The 15,745-nt window shown below is 70.1% G+C and carries 13 protein-coding genes; 8 read left to right on the forward strand and 5 right to left on the reverse strand.

The window, feature by feature from the left end; translation table 11 throughout:
• Nucleotides 1-7 precede the first annotated feature (7 nt).
• The gene (locus JRI60_RS38180; RefSeq protein WP_204220955.1) at nt 8-340 is read left to right on the forward strand and encodes a hypothetical protein; all 333 of its coding nucleotides are present in this window, start codon (nt 8-10) and stop codon (nt 338-340) included.
• On the opposite strand, the gene moaC is transcribed toward JRI60_RS38180, so the two are convergent.
• From moaC to trxB, 3 genes are read right to left on the reverse strand one after another with little or no spacing between them, the layout of a single operon-like run.
• The gene (gene moaC, locus JRI60_RS38185) at nt 337-777 is read right to left on the reverse strand and encodes a cyclic pyranopterin monophosphate synthase MoaC (RefSeq protein WP_275439048.1); all 441 of its coding nucleotides are present in this window, start codon (nt 775-777) and stop codon (nt 337-339) included. The genes JRI60_RS38180 and moaC overlap by 4 nt on opposite strands.
• Entirely contained in the window at nt 774-1,961 is a 1,188-nt protein-coding gene (locus JRI60_RS38190; RefSeq protein WP_204220956.1) for a trans-sulfuration enzyme family protein, read from the reverse strand. The genes moaC and JRI60_RS38190 overlap by 4 nt, the downstream gene beginning before the upstream one ends.
• Before the next feature lie 39 nt (nt 1,962-2,000).
• On the reverse strand, nt 2,001-2,960 hold the full coding sequence (gene trxB, locus JRI60_RS38195; protein WP_204220957.1) for a thioredoxin-disulfide reductase: 960 nt from the start codon (nt 2,958-2,960) through the stop codon (nt 2,001-2,003).
• Between the two features lie 81 nt (nt 2,961-3,041).
• On the opposite strand from trxB, the gene JRI60_RS38200 reads away from it, so the two are divergent.
• The 7 genes from JRI60_RS38200 (at nt 3,042) to JRI60_RS38230 (ending at nt 13,045) form a co-directional block, all read left to right on the forward strand.
• Nucleotides 3,042-3,500: a cyclic nucleotide-binding domain-containing protein gene (locus JRI60_RS38200; protein WP_204220958.1), complete on the forward strand. Its 459-nt coding sequence runs from the start codon at nt 3,042-3,044 to the stop codon at nt 3,498-3,500.
• Between the two features lie 144 nt (nt 3,501-3,644).
• Nucleotides 3,645-5,627 (forward strand): ATP-binding protein, encoded by a 1,983-nt coding sequence (locus JRI60_RS38205; RefSeq protein WP_204220959.1) that lies wholly within the window; start codon nt 3,645-3,647, stop codon nt 5,625-5,627.
• Nucleotides 5,624-6,001, forward strand: a complete 378-nt coding sequence (locus JRI60_RS38210; RefSeq protein WP_204220960.1) for a response regulator — start codon at nt 5,624-5,626, stop codon at nt 5,999-6,001. Before JRI60_RS38205 ends, JRI60_RS38210 begins: the two co-directional genes overlap by 4 nt.
• Nucleotides 6,002-6,030: 29 nt before the next feature.
• The gene (locus JRI60_RS38215) at nt 6,031-8,814 is read left to right on the forward strand and encodes an ATP-binding protein (protein WP_239469962.1); all 2,784 of its coding nucleotides are present in this window, start codon (nt 6,031-6,033) and stop codon (nt 8,812-8,814) included.
• Nucleotides 8,811-10,865 (forward strand): response regulator, encoded by a 2,055-nt coding sequence (locus JRI60_RS38220; protein ID WP_204220962.1) that lies wholly within the window; start codon nt 8,811-8,813, stop codon nt 10,863-10,865. Before JRI60_RS38215 ends, JRI60_RS38220 begins: the two co-directional genes overlap by 4 nt.
• Nucleotides 10,866-10,895: 30 nt before the next feature.
• Complete coding sequence (locus JRI60_RS38225) at nt 10,896-12,482, forward strand: PKD domain-containing protein (RefSeq protein WP_204220963.1); 1,587 nt, start codon at nt 10,896-10,898, stop codon at nt 12,480-12,482.
• A 44-nt stretch (nt 12,483-12,526) separates the two neighbouring features.
• Nucleotides 12,527-13,045: a DUF3592 domain-containing protein gene (locus JRI60_RS38230; RefSeq protein ID WP_204220964.1), complete on the forward strand. Its 519-nt coding sequence runs from the start codon at nt 12,527-12,529 to the stop codon at nt 13,043-13,045.
• Between the two features lie 21 nt (nt 13,046-13,066).
• Here JRI60_RS38230 and JRI60_RS38235 read toward each other — a convergent pair whose 3' ends face one another.
• On the reverse strand, nt 13,067-14,464 hold the full coding sequence (locus JRI60_RS38235; RefSeq protein ID WP_204220965.1) for a hypothetical protein: 1,398 nt from the start codon (nt 14,462-14,464) through the stop codon (nt 13,067-13,069).
• A gap of 272 nt (nt 14,465-14,736) precedes the next feature.
• Nucleotides 14,737-15,645: a DUF2381 family protein gene (locus tag JRI60_RS38240; protein WP_204220966.1), complete on the reverse strand. Its 909-nt coding sequence runs from the start codon at nt 15,643-15,645 to the stop codon at nt 14,737-14,739.
• Nucleotides 15,646-15,745 lie beyond the last annotated feature (100 nt).

A 15,745-nucleotide genomic window follows, 5' to 3' on the forward strand; every position in this document is an offset into this window, starting at 1 on the left:
GCGGAACATGGTGCTCAACGTGAAGACCCGGCTCGTGCTGGCCGGTGCGGTGGTGGGGGTGTCGCTGCTGGCGCTGGCGAGCGCGAACGCGCAGTTCGATCCCAGTACGGGTGCACCGGTATCACCCGGGACTCCGCAGACGTCGCCGGGCGTGTCGCCCACGACGCCCCAGCCGTTCCCGGACTACAACAGCATGAATGGCGATGGCGGCATGGGCGGCTCCGGACTCGATCCGATGCCCTCCATCCCCTCGCTCTTCGGACAGGACGCGGGCACGGGCGGCTCCGGCGGGCTGCTCCCGCCGCCCACGCTGGAGCCGCTGGACGCGGGGCTCCGCTAGCCCTGCTCGCGGTCCCAGGTGCCGGAGCGGCCGCCGGACTTGTGGTCCAGCTGCACCTGCTCCAGCACCATGCCCCGGTCCACGCTCTTGCACATGTCGTAGACCGTGAGGGCCGCCGCGCACGCGGCGGTGAGCGCCTCCATCTCCACGCCCGTGCGGTCCACCGTCCGGACCGTCACGCGGATCTCCAACGCATCCGTCCGGGGCTCGAGGTGCACCTCCACTCCGGAGAGCGCGATGGGGTGGCACAGGGGGACGATGTCGGGGGTCTTCTTGGCCGCCATCACGCCCGCCAGGCGCGCGGCGGCCAGGACGTCCCCCTTCTCCACCTTCCCCTGGAGGATGCGCTCGAGGGTCTCGGGGAGCATGCGCAGGCGCGCGGTGGCCACCGCCACGCGCTCCGTCTTCTCCTTCCCTCCCACGTCGACCATCTTCACCGCTTCACCGCCTTCGCCACCGCGGCGAGCAGGTCATCGGCGATGTCATCCGGATCCTCCAGGCCCACCGAGACGCGGATGAGGCTCTCGCCGATGCCGGCCGCCTGCCGCTCCTCGGGGGTCATGCGCCGCGCGCTCGCGCTGGCCGCGTGCATCACCAGCGTGCCCACGTCCCCGAGCGACGGAGCCGCCCGCGCCAGCTTCACCGCCTCCAGGAAGCGGAAGCACTCCGGCCGGCCGGCGCCCTGGATGTCGAAGGCCACCATGCCGCCGAAGCCGCCCTCCAGCATCCTCGCCGCCACCGCGTGGTCCGGGTGGCTCGCAAGGCCCGGGTAGTGGACACGGGCGACGAGCGGGGACTCGGAGAGCCGCTTCGCCACGTGCGCCGCGTGCTCGCAGTGGGCCTTCATGCGCACCGGCAGGGTGCGCACGCCGCGCAGGGTGAGCCACGCCTCGAAGGGCCCGAGCACATCACCCGCGAACAGGCGCGCGGCCCGCAGCGGCGCCATCTTCTCGCGGGTACCGCTCACCGTGCCCCCCAGCGCGTCGCTGTGGCCGTTGAGCCACTTCGTCGTGGACTGGACGGCATAGTCGGCGCCCAGCTCGTGCGCCCGATGCCCGTAGGGTGACGGGAAGGTGGCATCCACCGCGAAGGCCGCCCCCACCTCCCGGCACGCCCGCGACAGCGCCTGGATGTCCGGCACGCGCAGGAGCGGGTTGGTGACGCTCTCGGCCAGCACCAGCTTGGGGCGCAGCGCGACGATGCGCTCGGGCGCCGAGGCCTCGGAGAGCAGGAGCGCCTCGATGCGCACCCCGGAGCGCGCCGCCAGGCTCTTGAAGAGCGAGCGGGTGACGCCGTAGCCATCCGCCGGCATCACCACCACGTCGCCGGCCTTCAGGTTCTGCACGTCGAAGACGGCCCGGAGCGCGGCCATGCCGCTCGAGTAGGCCACGCACGCCTCGGCGCCCTCCAGCGCCGCCACCGCCTCCTCCAGCAGCGCCGCGTTGGGGGCGGCGATCCGCGAGTAGACGTAGTCCTTGCCATCCAGCGCCGCGTCCAGCTCGTCGCTGTTGTCGAAGAAGCTCACCGCCGACACGTGGATGGGCGGCACCACGGGCTGGGACTTGCTGCCCGTCAACTGCGCGCCCGCGTGCACCGCCACCGTCTTGCGCTTCGTGCTCATGATGTCCTTGGGTTCTCCTGGAGGCCTCGAGGGGACGCGCTACTGGCCGTGCTCGATGAGCCAGCGCTCGGCGTCGATGGCCGCCATGCAGCCGGTGCCCGCCGCGGTGATGGCCTGCCGGTAGTAGCTGTCCTGCACGTCGCCGCAAGCGAACACGCCGGGGATGTTGGTGCGGGTGCTGCCCGGCTCCGTCTTGAGGTAGCCGTTCTGGTGCGTCTCCAGCACACCCTGGAACAGGCCCGTGTTGGGCGTGTGGCCGATGGCCACGAACAGGCCCGTGGCCTCCACCAGCTTCGTGTCACCCGTCTTCAGGTTGCGCACCACCGCGCCCGTCATGCCGCGGTCGTTGCCCACCACCTCGTCGACGGCGCTGTCCCACATGAACTTGATCTTCGGGTTGTTGAGGGCCCGCTCCTGCATCACCTTCGAGGCGCGCAGGGTGTCGCGCCGGTGCACCAGGGTGACGCTGTTGACGATCTTCGCCAGGTAGGTGGCCTCCTCCATGGCGGTATCGCCACCGCCCACCACCAGCACGTCCTGCTTCTTGAAGAAGGCGCCGTCACAGGTGGCACAGGCGGACACACCGCGGTTCTTGAAGGTGTCCTCGCCCTTCACGCCCAGCCACTTCGCCGTCGCGCCCGTGGCGATGATGACGGTGTCCGAGTAGCAGCTGGCGCTCTCGCCCTGGATGAAGAAGGGGCGCTTGGAGAAGTCCACCTTCACCACGTTCTCCATGTGGATGACGGTGCCGAAGCGCTCGGCCTGCTTCTGGAAGCGCTCCATCATCTCCGGGCCGGTGATGCCCTCGGGGAAGCCGGGGTAGTTCTCCACGTCGGTGGTGACCATGAGCTGGCCGCCGGGCACGCGCTGCGGGTCATCGAGCGTGGGGCCACCCGCGAACATGACGGGCTGCAGGTTGGCGCGCGCGGCGTAGATGGCCGCGGTGTAGCCCGCGGGCCCCGAGCCGATGATGGTCACCTTGTTGATCTTCTCCGCCACGGGTCGTCGCTCCTGTTTCTCGAATGATGGGGCGCCACCGTACCAGAGCCCTCCGGGTCATGGTACGAACTGGCGCCACACATGGATGCCTCGCTCCTCAAGAAGGTTGCGCTCTTCGAGGGACTCACCCAGAGTCAGCTCCACCGCGTGGCGTCAATCGCCCGTCCCCGCGGCTACGAGGCGGGGGCCTGCCTGTTCCGCGAGGGAGAGGCCGGCCACGAGATGTTCATCATCTTGGAAGGCAAGGTGCGCATCTCCCAGCAGGTGCCCGGGATGGGCGAGGAGGCGCTCGCCATCCTGCAAAAAGGCCAGTATTTCGGGGAGATGGCCGTTATCGAGGACATTCCCCGTTCGGCGGATGCCTACGCCCACACCGCGTGCACGCTGTGGGTCATCGAGCGCGAGCACCTCGACCAGCTGATGTTCACGGACAAGAACCTGGCCTACGTGCTGCTGTGGAGCTTCGTGCGCACACTGTCCGTGCGCCTGCGCGAGACGAACGAGAAGATGAAGACGTTCCTCGCGCTGTCGCGGTTCTGACGGACGGGCCCGGCCCGCGTCCAGGGTGCCCTCGCCAGCCGGAAGGGGGCCCGAGGGAGCACCCGGGAGCCAGGTGCGACCTCGCGGGGATTCGCGCTGCTACACTGAGACTCCGAGGCTGTCCGCCCCGCTCGAGCCCCCCGCATGATTCCACCGCCCCCGCCGGCCGACGAACCGAGGCGCCTCCGGGCCCTCCATCGGCTGTGCCTGCTGGACACCCCCGCCGAGGAGCGCTTCGACCGCATCGTCCGGACGGCGGCGCGGATGTTCCGCGTTCCCATCGCCCTCGTCTCCCTGGTGGATGAGTCCCGGCAGTGGTTCAAGGCGCGGGTCGGCCTGGATGACACCTCCACGGCGCGCAGCCTCTCCTTCTGCGGCCACGCCCTCCTCACCCCGGACACCTTCGTGGTGCCGGATGCGCTCGAGGACGTGCGCTTCTTCGACAACCCGCTCGTCACCGGTGCGCCCCACGTGCGCTTCTACGCGGGCCAGCCGATCCATGCGCCGGACGGCAGTCCCGTGGGGACGCTCTGCCTGATCGACCGCCGGGCGCGAGCCTTCAGCGGAGAGGAGCGCCAGCAGTTGGAGGACCTGGCCTCGTGGGTGGAGCTGGAGCTCAACGCCCTCACCGTCCAGGAGGCACGCACCGCGCTGGCCCGGCAGGAGCGCTTCTTCGAGCTGTCCGTGGACATGCTCTGCATCGCCGGGGTGGACGGCACCTTCCGGCAGCTCAGCCGGGCCTGGTCGCGCTCGCTCGGCCATTCCGAGGAGTCCCTGCGCGCCACGCCGCTGCTGGCCCTGGTGCACGAGGAGGATCGCGCCGCCACCACCGAGTGGCTGGCGCGGGGAGCCCGGGGCGAGCCCCTGCCCTGCTTCGAGCACCGCTGCCGCGACCGGGACGGTGCCTGGCACTGGCTCCAGTGGAACGCCGTCGTCAACCCGGAGGAGGGCATCCTCTACGGCGTGGCGCGCGACATCACCGAGCGAAAGCGCCTGGAGGCCGAGCGCCACCAGATGGAGCGGCTGAAGAACGAGTTCGTCTCCACCGTCAGCCACGAGCTGCGCACGCCCCTCACCTCCATCCGCGGCTCGCTCGGCCTGCTGGAGGGTGGCGTCCTGGGCGAGCTTCCCTCCCAGGCCCAGGACATGGTGCGCATCGCTCGCACCAACACCGAGCGCCTCATCCGCCTCATCAACGACATCCTCGACCTGGAGAAAATGGAATCCGGCAAGCTGGACTTCCACCTGGAGCCGCTGGAGCTGAGGGTGCTGCTCGCCCAGGCCGCCGAGGCGCACCACGGTTACGCGGAGGAGTGCGGCGCCCGCGTGGAGCTGGCGGTGGAGGCCCCGGACGCCTGGGCGATGGTGGATGGGGACCGCTTCCTCCAGGTGCTGGCCAACCTGCTGTCCAACGCGCTCAAGTTCTCCCCGCGCGGGGAGCGCGTGACGCTGCGGCTGGCACGGGTGGGCACCCGGCTGCGGGTGAGCGTGGAGGACCGGGGGCCGGGCATCCCCGAGTCCTTCCGCGCACGCATCTTCCAGAAGTTCGCCCAGGCGGACGGCTCCGACAGCCGGCGCAAGGGAGGCACGGGGCTGGGGCTCTCCATCACCCGGGCCCTGGTGGAGCGGATGGGCGGCACGCTGGACTTCGTCACCCGCGAGGGGGCCGGTACCACCTTCCGGGTGGAGCTGCCCGAGTGGCGCGCGGAGACATGTGCCAGCACCCCGCCTCCGCGGCTTCCGGTGGAGTCGGCCGCGGAACCGGCACCGGGGCTCGTGCGCCCGCGCGTGCTGCACGTGGAGGCGGACCCGGACAACCGGCGCGTGGTGGCGGACGTGCTGCGGGACGTGGCGGACGTCGTCCCCGCGGGCAGCCCACCGGAGGCCGAGTCCGCCCTGCGCACCGGTCCCTTCCCGCTCGTCATCGCCGAGCCCGTCCTCCCCGAGGGAGGGCTGCTCCCGCTGGCGCCGCTGCTCGCCGCCGCCCCCGTGGTGCTCTTCTCCGTGCGCGAGGCGGAGCCCGAGGTGGCCCGCCAGGTCTCCGCCGTGCTGGTGAAGTCCCGCGCCTCCAACGCGGAGCTGCGCGCCGCCGTCCTCCGCTTCCTCCCCCTCCGAGGTTCCCCATGACGATTCGCAAGGTGATGCTCGTCGATGACGAAGACGACATCCGCACCATCGGCCAGCTGAGCCTCGGGCGCGTGGGAGGCTGGCAGACGGTGCTCGCCGCGTCGGGGGCCGAGGCCGTCACCAAGGCCGCCGCCGAGCAGCCGGACCTCATCCTCCTGGACGTGATGATGCCGGGCATGGACGGGCCCACCACCCTGGGCAAGCTGCGCGCCCAGGAGGCCACCGCGAAGACGCCCGTCATCTTCATGACGGCGAAGATCCAGAAGCAGGAGGTGGCGCGCTACCTGGAGCTGGGCGCCGTGGGCGTCATCGGCAAGCCGTTCGACCCCATGACGCTTCCGGCGGAGATCAAGCGGCTGCTGCCGCCCACCTGAGGCCGCGACACGCGATGACGACACCCGCCGTGAAGACCCGTCTCTCCAGGCGCTCCGTGGTGCTCGCGGCGGGGGCGCTCGCGCTCCTGTGCGTGCTCTTCGCGCTCGGCCGTCCGCTGCGTGCCGCCGAGCACGACAACTACCGCACCCGGCTGCGAAAGCTCCGCGTCCAGAGCGCCGAGCTGGAGCAGGACATCCTCCGGGCCCACCTGGGGCTGCCGGAGGCGCATGGCCCCTCCTCGGAGAAGCTCGCGGAGCTGCGCGCGCGGGCGGCGGATCTCCGCATCTTCCCGACCTTGCTGCCGGAGCAGGAGCAGCGGACGCTGGGCGCCGTGCTGGATGGCTATGTCCGGGCGCTGGTGGACGAGGAGATGCTGATGGGGCGCCTCCACGAGCAGGACACGCGGAGGGCCGAGCGCCGGGAGTCTCTCGAGCGGCGGGCCACCGCCCTGACGGAGCGGCTGCCTCCGGGCGAGCCACGCGGAAGGGCGGAGGCCCTGGCTGGCGCCGTGCTGGCCAGCGCGGACGCGGGCCGTGCCCCCCAGGTGGAGGCGGCACTCGCCTCCCTGGCGGTGCTGACGGACGGGAAGCCGGAGCTGGCGGAACCTCGCGCAAAGCTGGAGGCGGATGCGCGGGCCCTCCTCGGCCACGCCCGGGAGGCAGAGGCCACGTTCCGGCTCCTGATGGACCATCCCGCCAGCCCCGAGGCCGAGCGGCTCATCTCCACCTACCTTCAGCTCTACGAGACGACGCTGGCGCGCACCGAGCGCTTCCGCATCACCCTCTTCGCCTTCTCGCTGTTGCTCGTCGCCTTCGTGCTGGTGGTGCTGCTGAGGCTGGCGCGCACGGGCGCCGCGCTCGACGCGCTCAACGCGGAGCTGGAGCGGCGCGTGGAGGAGCGCACCGCGGCCCTGTCCACCGCCAACGCGGAGCTGCGCGAGAGCGAGGCGCGCAAGGCGGCCATCCTGGAGAGCTCCTTCGACGGAATCATCTCCCTGGACGAGGCGGGCCGCATCCTGGAGTTCAATCCCGCCGCGGAGCACATCTTCCGATTGCCTCGGGCCCAGGCGATGGGCCGGGACTTCCTCTCCCTGGGGCTGGCCGCTTCCGTGAATGTCGGCCAGCGCGAGGCGGTGGCGCGCGCGCTCCGGGCCGACGCCGTGCCCGGCCGAGCCACCCGGCTGGAGCTGTCCGGCCTGCGCACCGACGGCGGCACCTTCCCCGCCGAGCTCACCCTCTCGCGGGTGCGCAGCGACGGTCCCGCGCGCTTCACCGCCTACGTGCGCGACATCACCGAGCGCAAGGAGGTGGAGCGGCTGAAGAACGAGTTCGTCTCCACCGTCAGCCACGAGCTGCGCACCCCCCTCACCTCCATCCGCGGCTCGCTGGGCCTGCTGGAGGGTGGCGTCCTGGGCGAGCTTCCCTCCCAGGCCCAGGACATGGTGCGCATCGCTCGCACCAACACCGAGCGCCTCATCCGCCTCATCAACGACATCCTCGACCTGGAGAAGATGGAGTCCGGCAAGCTGGAGCTGAAGCTGCAGCCGGTGGAGGTCTCCGAGGTGCTCGAGGCCACCTTCAGCGGCGTGCAGGCCATGGCGGACACGGCGCGGGTGAACCTGTGCGCGGAGGCCGCTGGGGCGGGCACGGTCCGCGCGGATCGGGACCGGCTCATCCAGGTGCTCACCAACCTCGTCTCCAACGCCATCAAGTTCTCCCCCGCGGACAGCCGGGTGGAGGTGCGGGCCGCCCGGGACGCGCGGGGCCTCGTGCGCTTCTCCGTGGTGGACCAGGGGCCGGGCATCCCTCCGGACAAGCGCGCCCGGCTCTTCGGCAAGTTCCAGCAGCTGGACAGCTCGGACACGCGCTCCAAGGGAGGCACGGGCCTGGGGCTGGCCATCTCCCAGGCCATCGTCGAGCAGCACGGCGGCCGCATCGAGGTGCTCTGCGAGCCGGGCCAGGGGGCCACCTTCACCTTCTCGCTGCCGGCGGTGCGCGTGGGCTCGGGCTCTGTCTCCCGTGTGATGGACGAGTCGCGCTACACCATCCTGGCGGTGACGACGGACTCGGAGCTGTCCGGCCTGCTGCGGGGCCTGCTCACCCACGAGGGCTACCGCCTGCTCCGCACCCCCTCCCTGGAGGAGGCGGAGAAGCTCATCGAGGTGGGCGCGCCCGACGCGCTGGTGCTGGACGCCCAGTGGATGGACGGCAGCGGGCTGGACTTCGTCCGGAGGCTGCGCGAGGAGCCGCGCACGCGCGAGCTGCCGGTGCTGATGCTATCGGGGCGCTCATCCGAGGAGGAAGGGGTCGTCCAACCGCTGCTGGTGGACTGGATGGTGAAGCCCTTCCAGGAGACGCGCTTCCTCCAGGCGCTGCGCCACGCCATCCGCCGGCCCGGGCAGGCCCGGGTGCTCATCGTGGAAGACGACGTGGCCACGCGCCAGGTGCTGCGCAACCAGTTGGAGCGGATGGGAGCGGCCTGCTACGAGGCGGGGGACGGGGAGAGCGCGGTGGCGCTGGCTCGCACGACGCCTCCGGACCTCATCGTGCTGGACGTGGGGCTGCCCCGGCTGGATGGCTTCGAGGTGGTGGACATCCTCCGCCAGGGCAAGGGCCGAGGCACCCCGCTCATCGTCTTCACCGGGAGGGATCTCTCCTCGATGGACCAGGGCCAGCTCACGCTGGGCCTCACCCGCCACCTCACCAAGGCGCGCACGTCCGAGGAAGAGCTGATGGCCTCCGTGAAGGAGCTGCTCGACGGGCTGCTGGCCCGCCGGGATGATGGCCAGCAACCGCGCAAGGAGGCTTCATGAGCCGGGGGACGCTGCTCTTCCTCGAGGATGACAAGGATCTGCAATCGCTCGTCTCCGCCTACCTGCGCGAGCGGGGCTACCACGTGGAGTCGGTCCGCACCGCGAGGGAGGCACTCGACGTGCTGGTCCGGGTGCGGGTGGACGCGGCCATCGTGGACGGATTGCTGCCGGGGATGATGGGCACGGACTTCATCCAGGAGCTGCGCCGGACGGAGCCGCACCTGCCCATCCTCTTCGCCTCGGCCTTCTGGAAGGACCTCAAGAGCCACGAGCTGCTCACCCGGCAGCTCAAGGTGGCGCGCGTGCTCCACAAGCCCTACTCGCCCCAGGAGCTCTTCATCTGGGTGGAGCAGGTGGTGAAGGTGAAGCCCCAGCCACCCCCTCCGCCCCCGCCAGCGCGGGTGGCGGAGCCCGATGACGATCTGGCCGCCGCCCTGGCGGCGCTGAGCGCCGAGTACGCGGCGGGCCTGGGCGAGAAGGTGCGGCAGCTGGAGCAGGAGCTGGAGCGGGCCCGGGCCGGAGATGCCGAGGCGTTGGAGGAGGCATACTCGATCGCCCACAAGCTGCACGGGACGGCGGGCACCTACGGCTTCCGCGCGGTGAGCATGGCGGCGGGGAGCCTGGAGGCACGGCTGCGCCAGGCTCGGGGCAAGGGAGAAGCGGCGGACTGGAGCGCCCCGCGGGCCGCGCTGCACGAGCTCTCCCAGGAGGCCTCGCGTGCCGTATCGCCCGCACCGCCTCCCGCGCCGGCACAGGGCCCGAGCACGCCAGCGGCGAGCACCGAGGGCGTGACGAAGTTCCTGGGCACGGTGCTGGTGGCGGACGACGACGCCGCGTGGCTGGCCGAGGTGGAGCGGATGGGGCGCGAGCAGTTGGTGCGCGTGGTGACGGCTCGTGATGCGGACGAGGCGGTGACGGCGGCGCGGCGGCAGTGGCTGGATGGGGCGCTGTTGAACGTGGACCTCGGGGGCCAGGAGGGCGGCTTCACCGCCGCGGCGCGGCTGCGGGGCGAGGACGGTTTGCAGTCACTGCCACTGGCCTTCTTTGGCACCCAGGGGGACGTCGCCTACCGGATGGCGGCCGTCCAGACGGGGGGTCTGCTCTACCTGCAGCGCCCCTTCACGGCGCAGGACCTGACGGAGGCGGTGGAGCGGATGGTGACCGCCCAGCGTCCCGAGCGCTCGCGCGTGCTGGTGCTGGACGACGATCCGGACGCGGTGCGCGCCCTCGGAGCCGCGCTGCTCGGCGAGCAGGTGGAGGTCGTGGGTCAGGGAGACCCCTATTGCCTGGTGGATGCGCTGGCCGAGCACCGGCCGGATCTGCTGCTGTTGGACGTGGAGATGCCGGGACCGAGCGGGTTCGACCTGTGCCGCATCGTGCGCTCCATGCCCGAGTGGAGGGAGTTGCCGGTGCTCTTCGTCACGGCGCACTCGGGAGTGGACTTCCGGGTAGCGGCCTTCCAGGCGGGTGCGGACGACTATCTCACCAAACCGGTGCTGCGCGAGGAGCTGCGGGCGCGCGTGAGGTCGCGGCTGGAGCGGGCGCGGCTGACGCGCGAGCGGGCCGAGCGTGACGCCCTGACGGGACTGCTGCTGCGCCGGCCCTTCTTGGAGCGCCTGCGGATACGGATGGCCGAGGCGCAGCGGCAGGGCAAGCCGCTGGCGCTGGCGCTGCTGGACGTGGACCGGTTCAAACAGGTGAACGATGCGCACGGGCACCTGGCGGGAGACCGCGTGCTGATGAGGATGGGACGACTGCTGGCGGCCCGCTTCCGTGAGGAGGACTTGCGGTGCCGGTGGGGCGGCGAGGAGTTCGTGGTGGCGCTGCTCGGAGAGAGGGCGGAGAGCGCGAGGGACATCCTGGCGCGCACGGCGGCGGAGCTGGGGCGGCTGGACTTCGAGGGCGACAAGGGAGAGTCCTTCCGGGTCACCTTCAGCGCGGGAATCGCGGTGGCCCCCCAGGACGGCACCGACGTGGAGGCCCTGCTGCGCCACGCGGACGAGCGGCTGTACCGGGCCAAGGCCAACGGCCGCAACCGCATCGAGAGCTGAAGAGTGGCCCTTCACGTATAATCCCGGCCCATGCACGGGCTTCTCCGAAGGTCGCTGCTCGCGGTCCTGCTCCTGTGTCTGGGGAGCAGCTGTGGTCCCTCCCCTGAGGTGGACACCCAGGCTCCGTCCAACGTCCAGATCACCAACGTGGCGCCGGGAGAGCTCATCACGGGCTCGAGAAAGCTCCAGGCCTCCGCCGAGGACGACTCCGGCCGTGTGATGCGGATGGAGTTCCGCGTCTCCGGCACCCTCGTTTGCACGGACGGCACGATGCGGGGCTCGGGGGCGATCTTCGTCTGCACCTGGAATTCGAGCTACACCCCAGAGGGAAGTTACCAGCTCATCGCCACGGCCTACGACGCGGCGGGCAATTCCACGGGCTCCGAGCCCGTCTCCTTCAGCGTCCCCCCTCCCCCACCCAATCAACAGCCCACCCTCTCCTCGGTGAAGGCCACGCCGGACACGCTCGACGAGGGCGCGAGCACCACCCTCGCGGTGACTGCCAGCGATCCGGATGGAGACACGCTCACCTACGCCTGGACGCAGACCCCGTCCACGCCCGCGGGCAAATTCAGCGACAGCACCGCGGCGAGCCCCACCTGGACCGCACCCGCACTCACCAGTGACCAGACCTTCACCCTCCAGGTCATCGTCTCGGATGGCAAGGGAGGCACGGACCAGGACAGCGTGGACGTGTCCGTGACGAACCTCCCCGAGAATCAAGTGCCCACGATCTCCGCGGTGAAGGCCACGCCGGACACGCTCGACGAGGGCACGAGCACCACCCTCGCGGTGACTGCCAGCGATTTGGATGGAGATACACTCACCTACGCCTGGACGCAGACCCCGTCCACGCCCGCGGGCAAATTCAGCGACAGCACCGCGGCGAGCCCCACCTGGACCGCACCCTTGCTCACCGGCGACGACCAGAGCTTCACCCTTCAGGTCACCGTCTCGGATGGCAAGGGAGGCACGGCCCAGGACGGCGTGAAGGTGCCGGTGACGAACGTCAACACCCCTCCCGACGTGGATGCGGCCATCACCGCGCTCGCCACGGTGGTCGCGGGGGACTCCCTGAATCTCTCCATCGGCGCCAGGGATCCGGACGGAGACCCCCTGACCTACGCCTGGACGACGACCCCCGAGAACGCGGGCACCTTCTTGCGCGACACGACCACCACCTCGACGAGGTGGCGTTCCCTGGACATCAGCGCCACCACGGTCGTCACCTTCCAGGTCACCGTGTCCGATGGAAGGAATTCCGTCACGCGCTCGAAGGACGTGCAAGTCACCGTTCCCACCTACGCACAGGTTCAGCAGGTATGGGATGCCACGTGCACGGGCTGCCACAAGGACGGCAACGCCTCGGGTGGATTGAACCTGGCCGCGGCCAGCTCCTACGACGCACTCGTCGACACTCCTGGCACCAGCTCGGCCTGCACCGCCGCCAAGCGCGTGGCACCGGGGCTCCCGAACGCCTCGCTGCTCGTGCAGAAGATCAGTGGCACCACCTGTGGCACGCGGATGCCGAGCAACGCCCCCGCCTACTTCGACAGCAACCCCGGCCTCCTCATCCGCATCCGCTCGTGGATTCTGGCCGGGGCGCCCAGCGACTGACGCGCTCCGCCAGCCGCGCTGACCCACTTTGGGAGGTGCTCGCGATGTCGTTTGACCCGTGGATGCCAGGCCAGGGCGTGTTGGCCGCTGCCTACTCCCCCTGGATGCCGTACTGCATGATGGTGCCCGGCCTGGCCATCCTGTCGTTCGTGGCCTACTACGGGATGAAGCTGGCGGGCTTCCTGCGCGGCGCTCGCAAGGTGACGGGCAAGGTGAGCTGGCTCCCAAGAGGGAAGGACTTCGCGCGCGTCCGCGAGAAGAAGGGCGGGATGGCGATGCTGCGCGACGAGGAGCTCATGCGCAGGTACAGGTTCATGCTCTGGGTGCGCATCCGTCCGCCCGACGGCGAAGAGCCCGTGGAGATCGGGCTCGTCACGAGCGGATACACCTTGTCCCGCGAGCTCGAGCATGGGGATGAGCTCGAGGTGCTCTACAACCCGGAGCGGCCCGAGGCCGTGTACCTGCCTGGGGAGAACAAGTGGATCGGCTTGATCCTCGTGGGGATCATGGGGCTCATCCTGACGGGCTTTGCCCTCGCCAACCTGGTGAGGACTCTTCGCTAGGGCCTGGCCACCCCCGTGGCGTTACTCCCCGGAGCAGCCCGTGGGCACCACCGCGTCCGCTCCTTGGAAGGCGACCCCATTCGAGATGTGGCCCGTGAGCACGGCCGAGGTGCTGGCGCAGGAGAGCTGCGTGTCCTGGAGCTTGAACACCAGCACCGTGTCGAGCCGCCCATCGCCATTCACGTCCGCCCACCAGGAGCGTACCTGCCGCGCCTCGGTACCGGTGGCCCCGAAGCGGATCGTCTCCAGTGCCACCTGGGTGGCGTCGAGGGTGTCCGACGACAGGAGGGCCACCTTGAGCCTGCCGTGGCCGCGCGGGTTGAGCTCGTTCGTGGCATCACCCGGGCTGATGTCGATGACGGCCTGGAGCACCTGGGGGCCGAGCGTGTACTTGTAGATCTTCTTGCAGTCGAAGTTGTCCATCAGGAAGAGGTCGCCGTGGGCGTCGAAGACGGCGCCCCTGGGCGAGCCGAAGGCCGCCTTGTCGGGAGGTCCGGGCAGGAGCCCGAGGAGCTGGCCGCTCGGGGCATACTTCGCCATGCCGTCCGCCCGGCTCCAGTAGACGTTGCCCTGGGCGTCCACGGCGACCGTGCCGTTGACCTGGAGGTCCGTCCCTTCGGCGAAGACGCTCGCCGTCCCGTCGGTGCCGATCCGGATGAGCTGGGGAAGGATGGTGGGATTGGAAGTGCTCACCACATACACGGTTCCGTCCGGAGCGCTGGCCATCGATCCCGGGACGACGATGAGCCCGCTGTCACTGAAGACTTCGAGTCCGGGCGGTGAGAGCGTCACCCGGTCGACCCGGGAGGTACCGTTCACGTTCGCCAGGAGGCTGTCCGCCAGCGGGCCTCGTCCCAGCGTGAGTTCATGGTAGGAAGTGCCGTTCCCCGGGACGAGCAGCGAGAAGGAGCTGCCCTCGGTGAAGGGCGCCTCGTAGACCCCTCCGACTTCCAGGCCGAAGAACCGGTTCCTGCTCTCATCCAGCACGAAGGCGCTGAGGGTGCCGACCCCGCTGACGGAGCCGGTGGTGAAGAGATTCACGTCACCGACACCATTGACGAGCGTCCCATCGGGAAGGATCCGGTAGACGCCCATGGCGTTGATTGGATACAGGTTGCCCGCGCTGTCGATGTCCAGGTCCATCCAGCAGGACCCGAAGCCGGACTGCCCCCGCGTTGGATAGACGATGTCGATGGTGGCTGGGATGCTCCCGGAAGTGGACGGCGGCTCCGTGCCAACCGGGAGCACGGCGGCCGTCTCGGGGCGGTAGACGAGCACGGGGGGCTGTCCAGGCGAGAGCACCTCGTATCGCTCTCCCGACTCCAGCCCGGCCGCCTGGCTCATCCGCGAACCCGCCAACACCACGAGGGCAGCCAGCACACACCAGACTCTCTTCGCGGTGAGTCTCTCAACGTTCATGTTTTCCCTCTCTGTCCACACCCACAGCGGTGAGCACACCGGGCCGTATGTCTAAGGCGCGAGTCCGCATCCGGCCCTCCTGACGCATGGGAAGTTCCGAAACTTCGCACTCAGGATGGGCGGACCGGTTCGCGGCTGAACAGCCGACCCAGCACCGGGACCGGAGAGGGTGTCAAAGAAGGCGGACGTGCCCCGTGCTCGGGCCTCGGCATCCACCTGCTCCACCAGACCCAAGAACAGTCCTTCGAGGCCAGCAGTACCGGGTGGGAGACTCACGGGAATGTCACACCACGAAGAGTGACTGTGCGTGGCCCGCTCGCCTCTCCCAATCGGAGCACATAGGCGCCCCGGGCCTGTTCCTCCGTGGCCTCCGCCTCCACCACCACGAGGCCTCGCTTCTTTCCGGGAAGAATGGGCTCCGGTTGCCACACGCGCAGCACCCGCAGCCGCGCGCCGCCCTTGCCCACCAGCACCACGCCTTCCGCATCCACCGTCCAGGGCCGAGCGCTCGTGTTCTCCACCTCCAGCGCCACCGCCACCCGTCCCTCGGCCCGGTAGCTGTAAGTCGTTCTTCTCTTGAGGGCCTCACCGGGGGGCTGCTGGGTGGTGCTGTAAATGTCCTTCGCCGCAATGCCTCTTGGGCCCACCACCAGCCCGGAGTCGATGAGCTCGGCAATACCTCCGGGACTCTTCTCCTCTGTCTGGGTTTGTGCCAGCCGCGCCTCACACCGCTCGGCCCGTTCGTGCGCCTGTCTCGCCTCCAGTTGAAAGGTTTCGGCCGAGCGCGGCTGGCGGTACACATTCACCTGTGGCTCGGCCTGGGTGGGGTGCACCACCAGCCGAAAGGTAGCGCTCGCCGGCACCGCGCCATCGGCGAAGCGCACCGTGAGGAGCGGTTGCGTCCCCGGCGGCAGCGCACCCGAGGGGAGGAACATGACGATGCCCGTGGCCTCGTCCACTGTCATTGCCCGAAAGCGCTCGCGCTCCTCCAGCACCACGCCCCCGTGCAGCAGCGGCGCGTTGAACACCAGGGTGGTGGTGAGGCCGGGGCTGATGCGCACCTCGTGCACCTGCCCGGTGCTGTCCGCCGTCAGCTCCAGGTGGCGCGCTACCACCATGTCCCATTCTTCGGACGGGGGCTCGGCGAGGACGGGAGTCGTGGCGAGGAGCGCGAGCAGCAAGGGGGCAGTGGGCGGCGGGCTGGGCATGGGCCGTACTACCTCCGGAGTGCTCAGGGAAACAAGCACCTCCTACGTCGCCCCTGCTCTTCGTCCACCCATG

The sequence above is a fragment of the Archangium violaceum genome (assembly GCF_016887565.1).
Classification (GTDB): domain Bacteria; phylum Myxococcota; class Myxococcia; order Myxococcales; family Myxococcaceae; genus Archangium; species Archangium violaceum_B.

Bases quoted from the DNA above. Each gene is read 5' to 3' on its own strand.
- JRI60_RS38235 (WP_204220965.1), bottom strand. From the start codon at position 14,464: ATGAACGTTGAGAGACTCACCGCGAAGAGAGTCTGGTGTGTGCTGGCT.
- JRI60_RS38190 (WP_204220956.1), bottom strand. From the start codon at position 1,961: ATGAGCACGAAGCGCAAGACGGTGGCGGTGCACGCGGGCGCGCAGTTG.
- JRI60_RS38230 (WP_204220964.1), top strand. From the start codon at position 12,527: ATGTCGTTTGACCCGTGGATGCCAGGCCAGGGCGTGTTGGCCGCTGCC.
- JRI60_RS38180 (WP_204220955.1), top strand. From the start codon at position 8: ATGGTGCTCAACGTGAAGACCCGGCTCGTGCTGGCCGGTGCGGTGGTG.
- JRI60_RS38225 (WP_204220963.1), top strand. From the start codon at position 10,896: ATGCACGGGCTTCTCCGAAGGTCGCTGCTCGCGGTCCTGCTCCTGTGT.
- JRI60_RS38200 (WP_204220958.1), top strand. From the start codon at position 3,042: ATGGATGCCTCGCTCCTCAAGAAGGTTGCGCTCTTCGAGGGACTCACC.
- JRI60_RS38220 (WP_204220962.1), top strand. From the start codon at position 8,811: ATGAGCCGGGGGACGCTGCTCTTCCTCGAGGATGACAAGGATCTGCAA.
- JRI60_RS38205 (WP_204220959.1), top strand. From the start codon at position 3,645: ATGATTCCACCGCCCCCGCCGGCCGACGAACCGAGGCGCCTCCGGGCC.
- JRI60_RS38210 (WP_204220960.1), top strand. From the start codon at position 5,624: ATGACGATTCGCAAGGTGATGCTCGTCGATGACGAAGACGACATCCGC.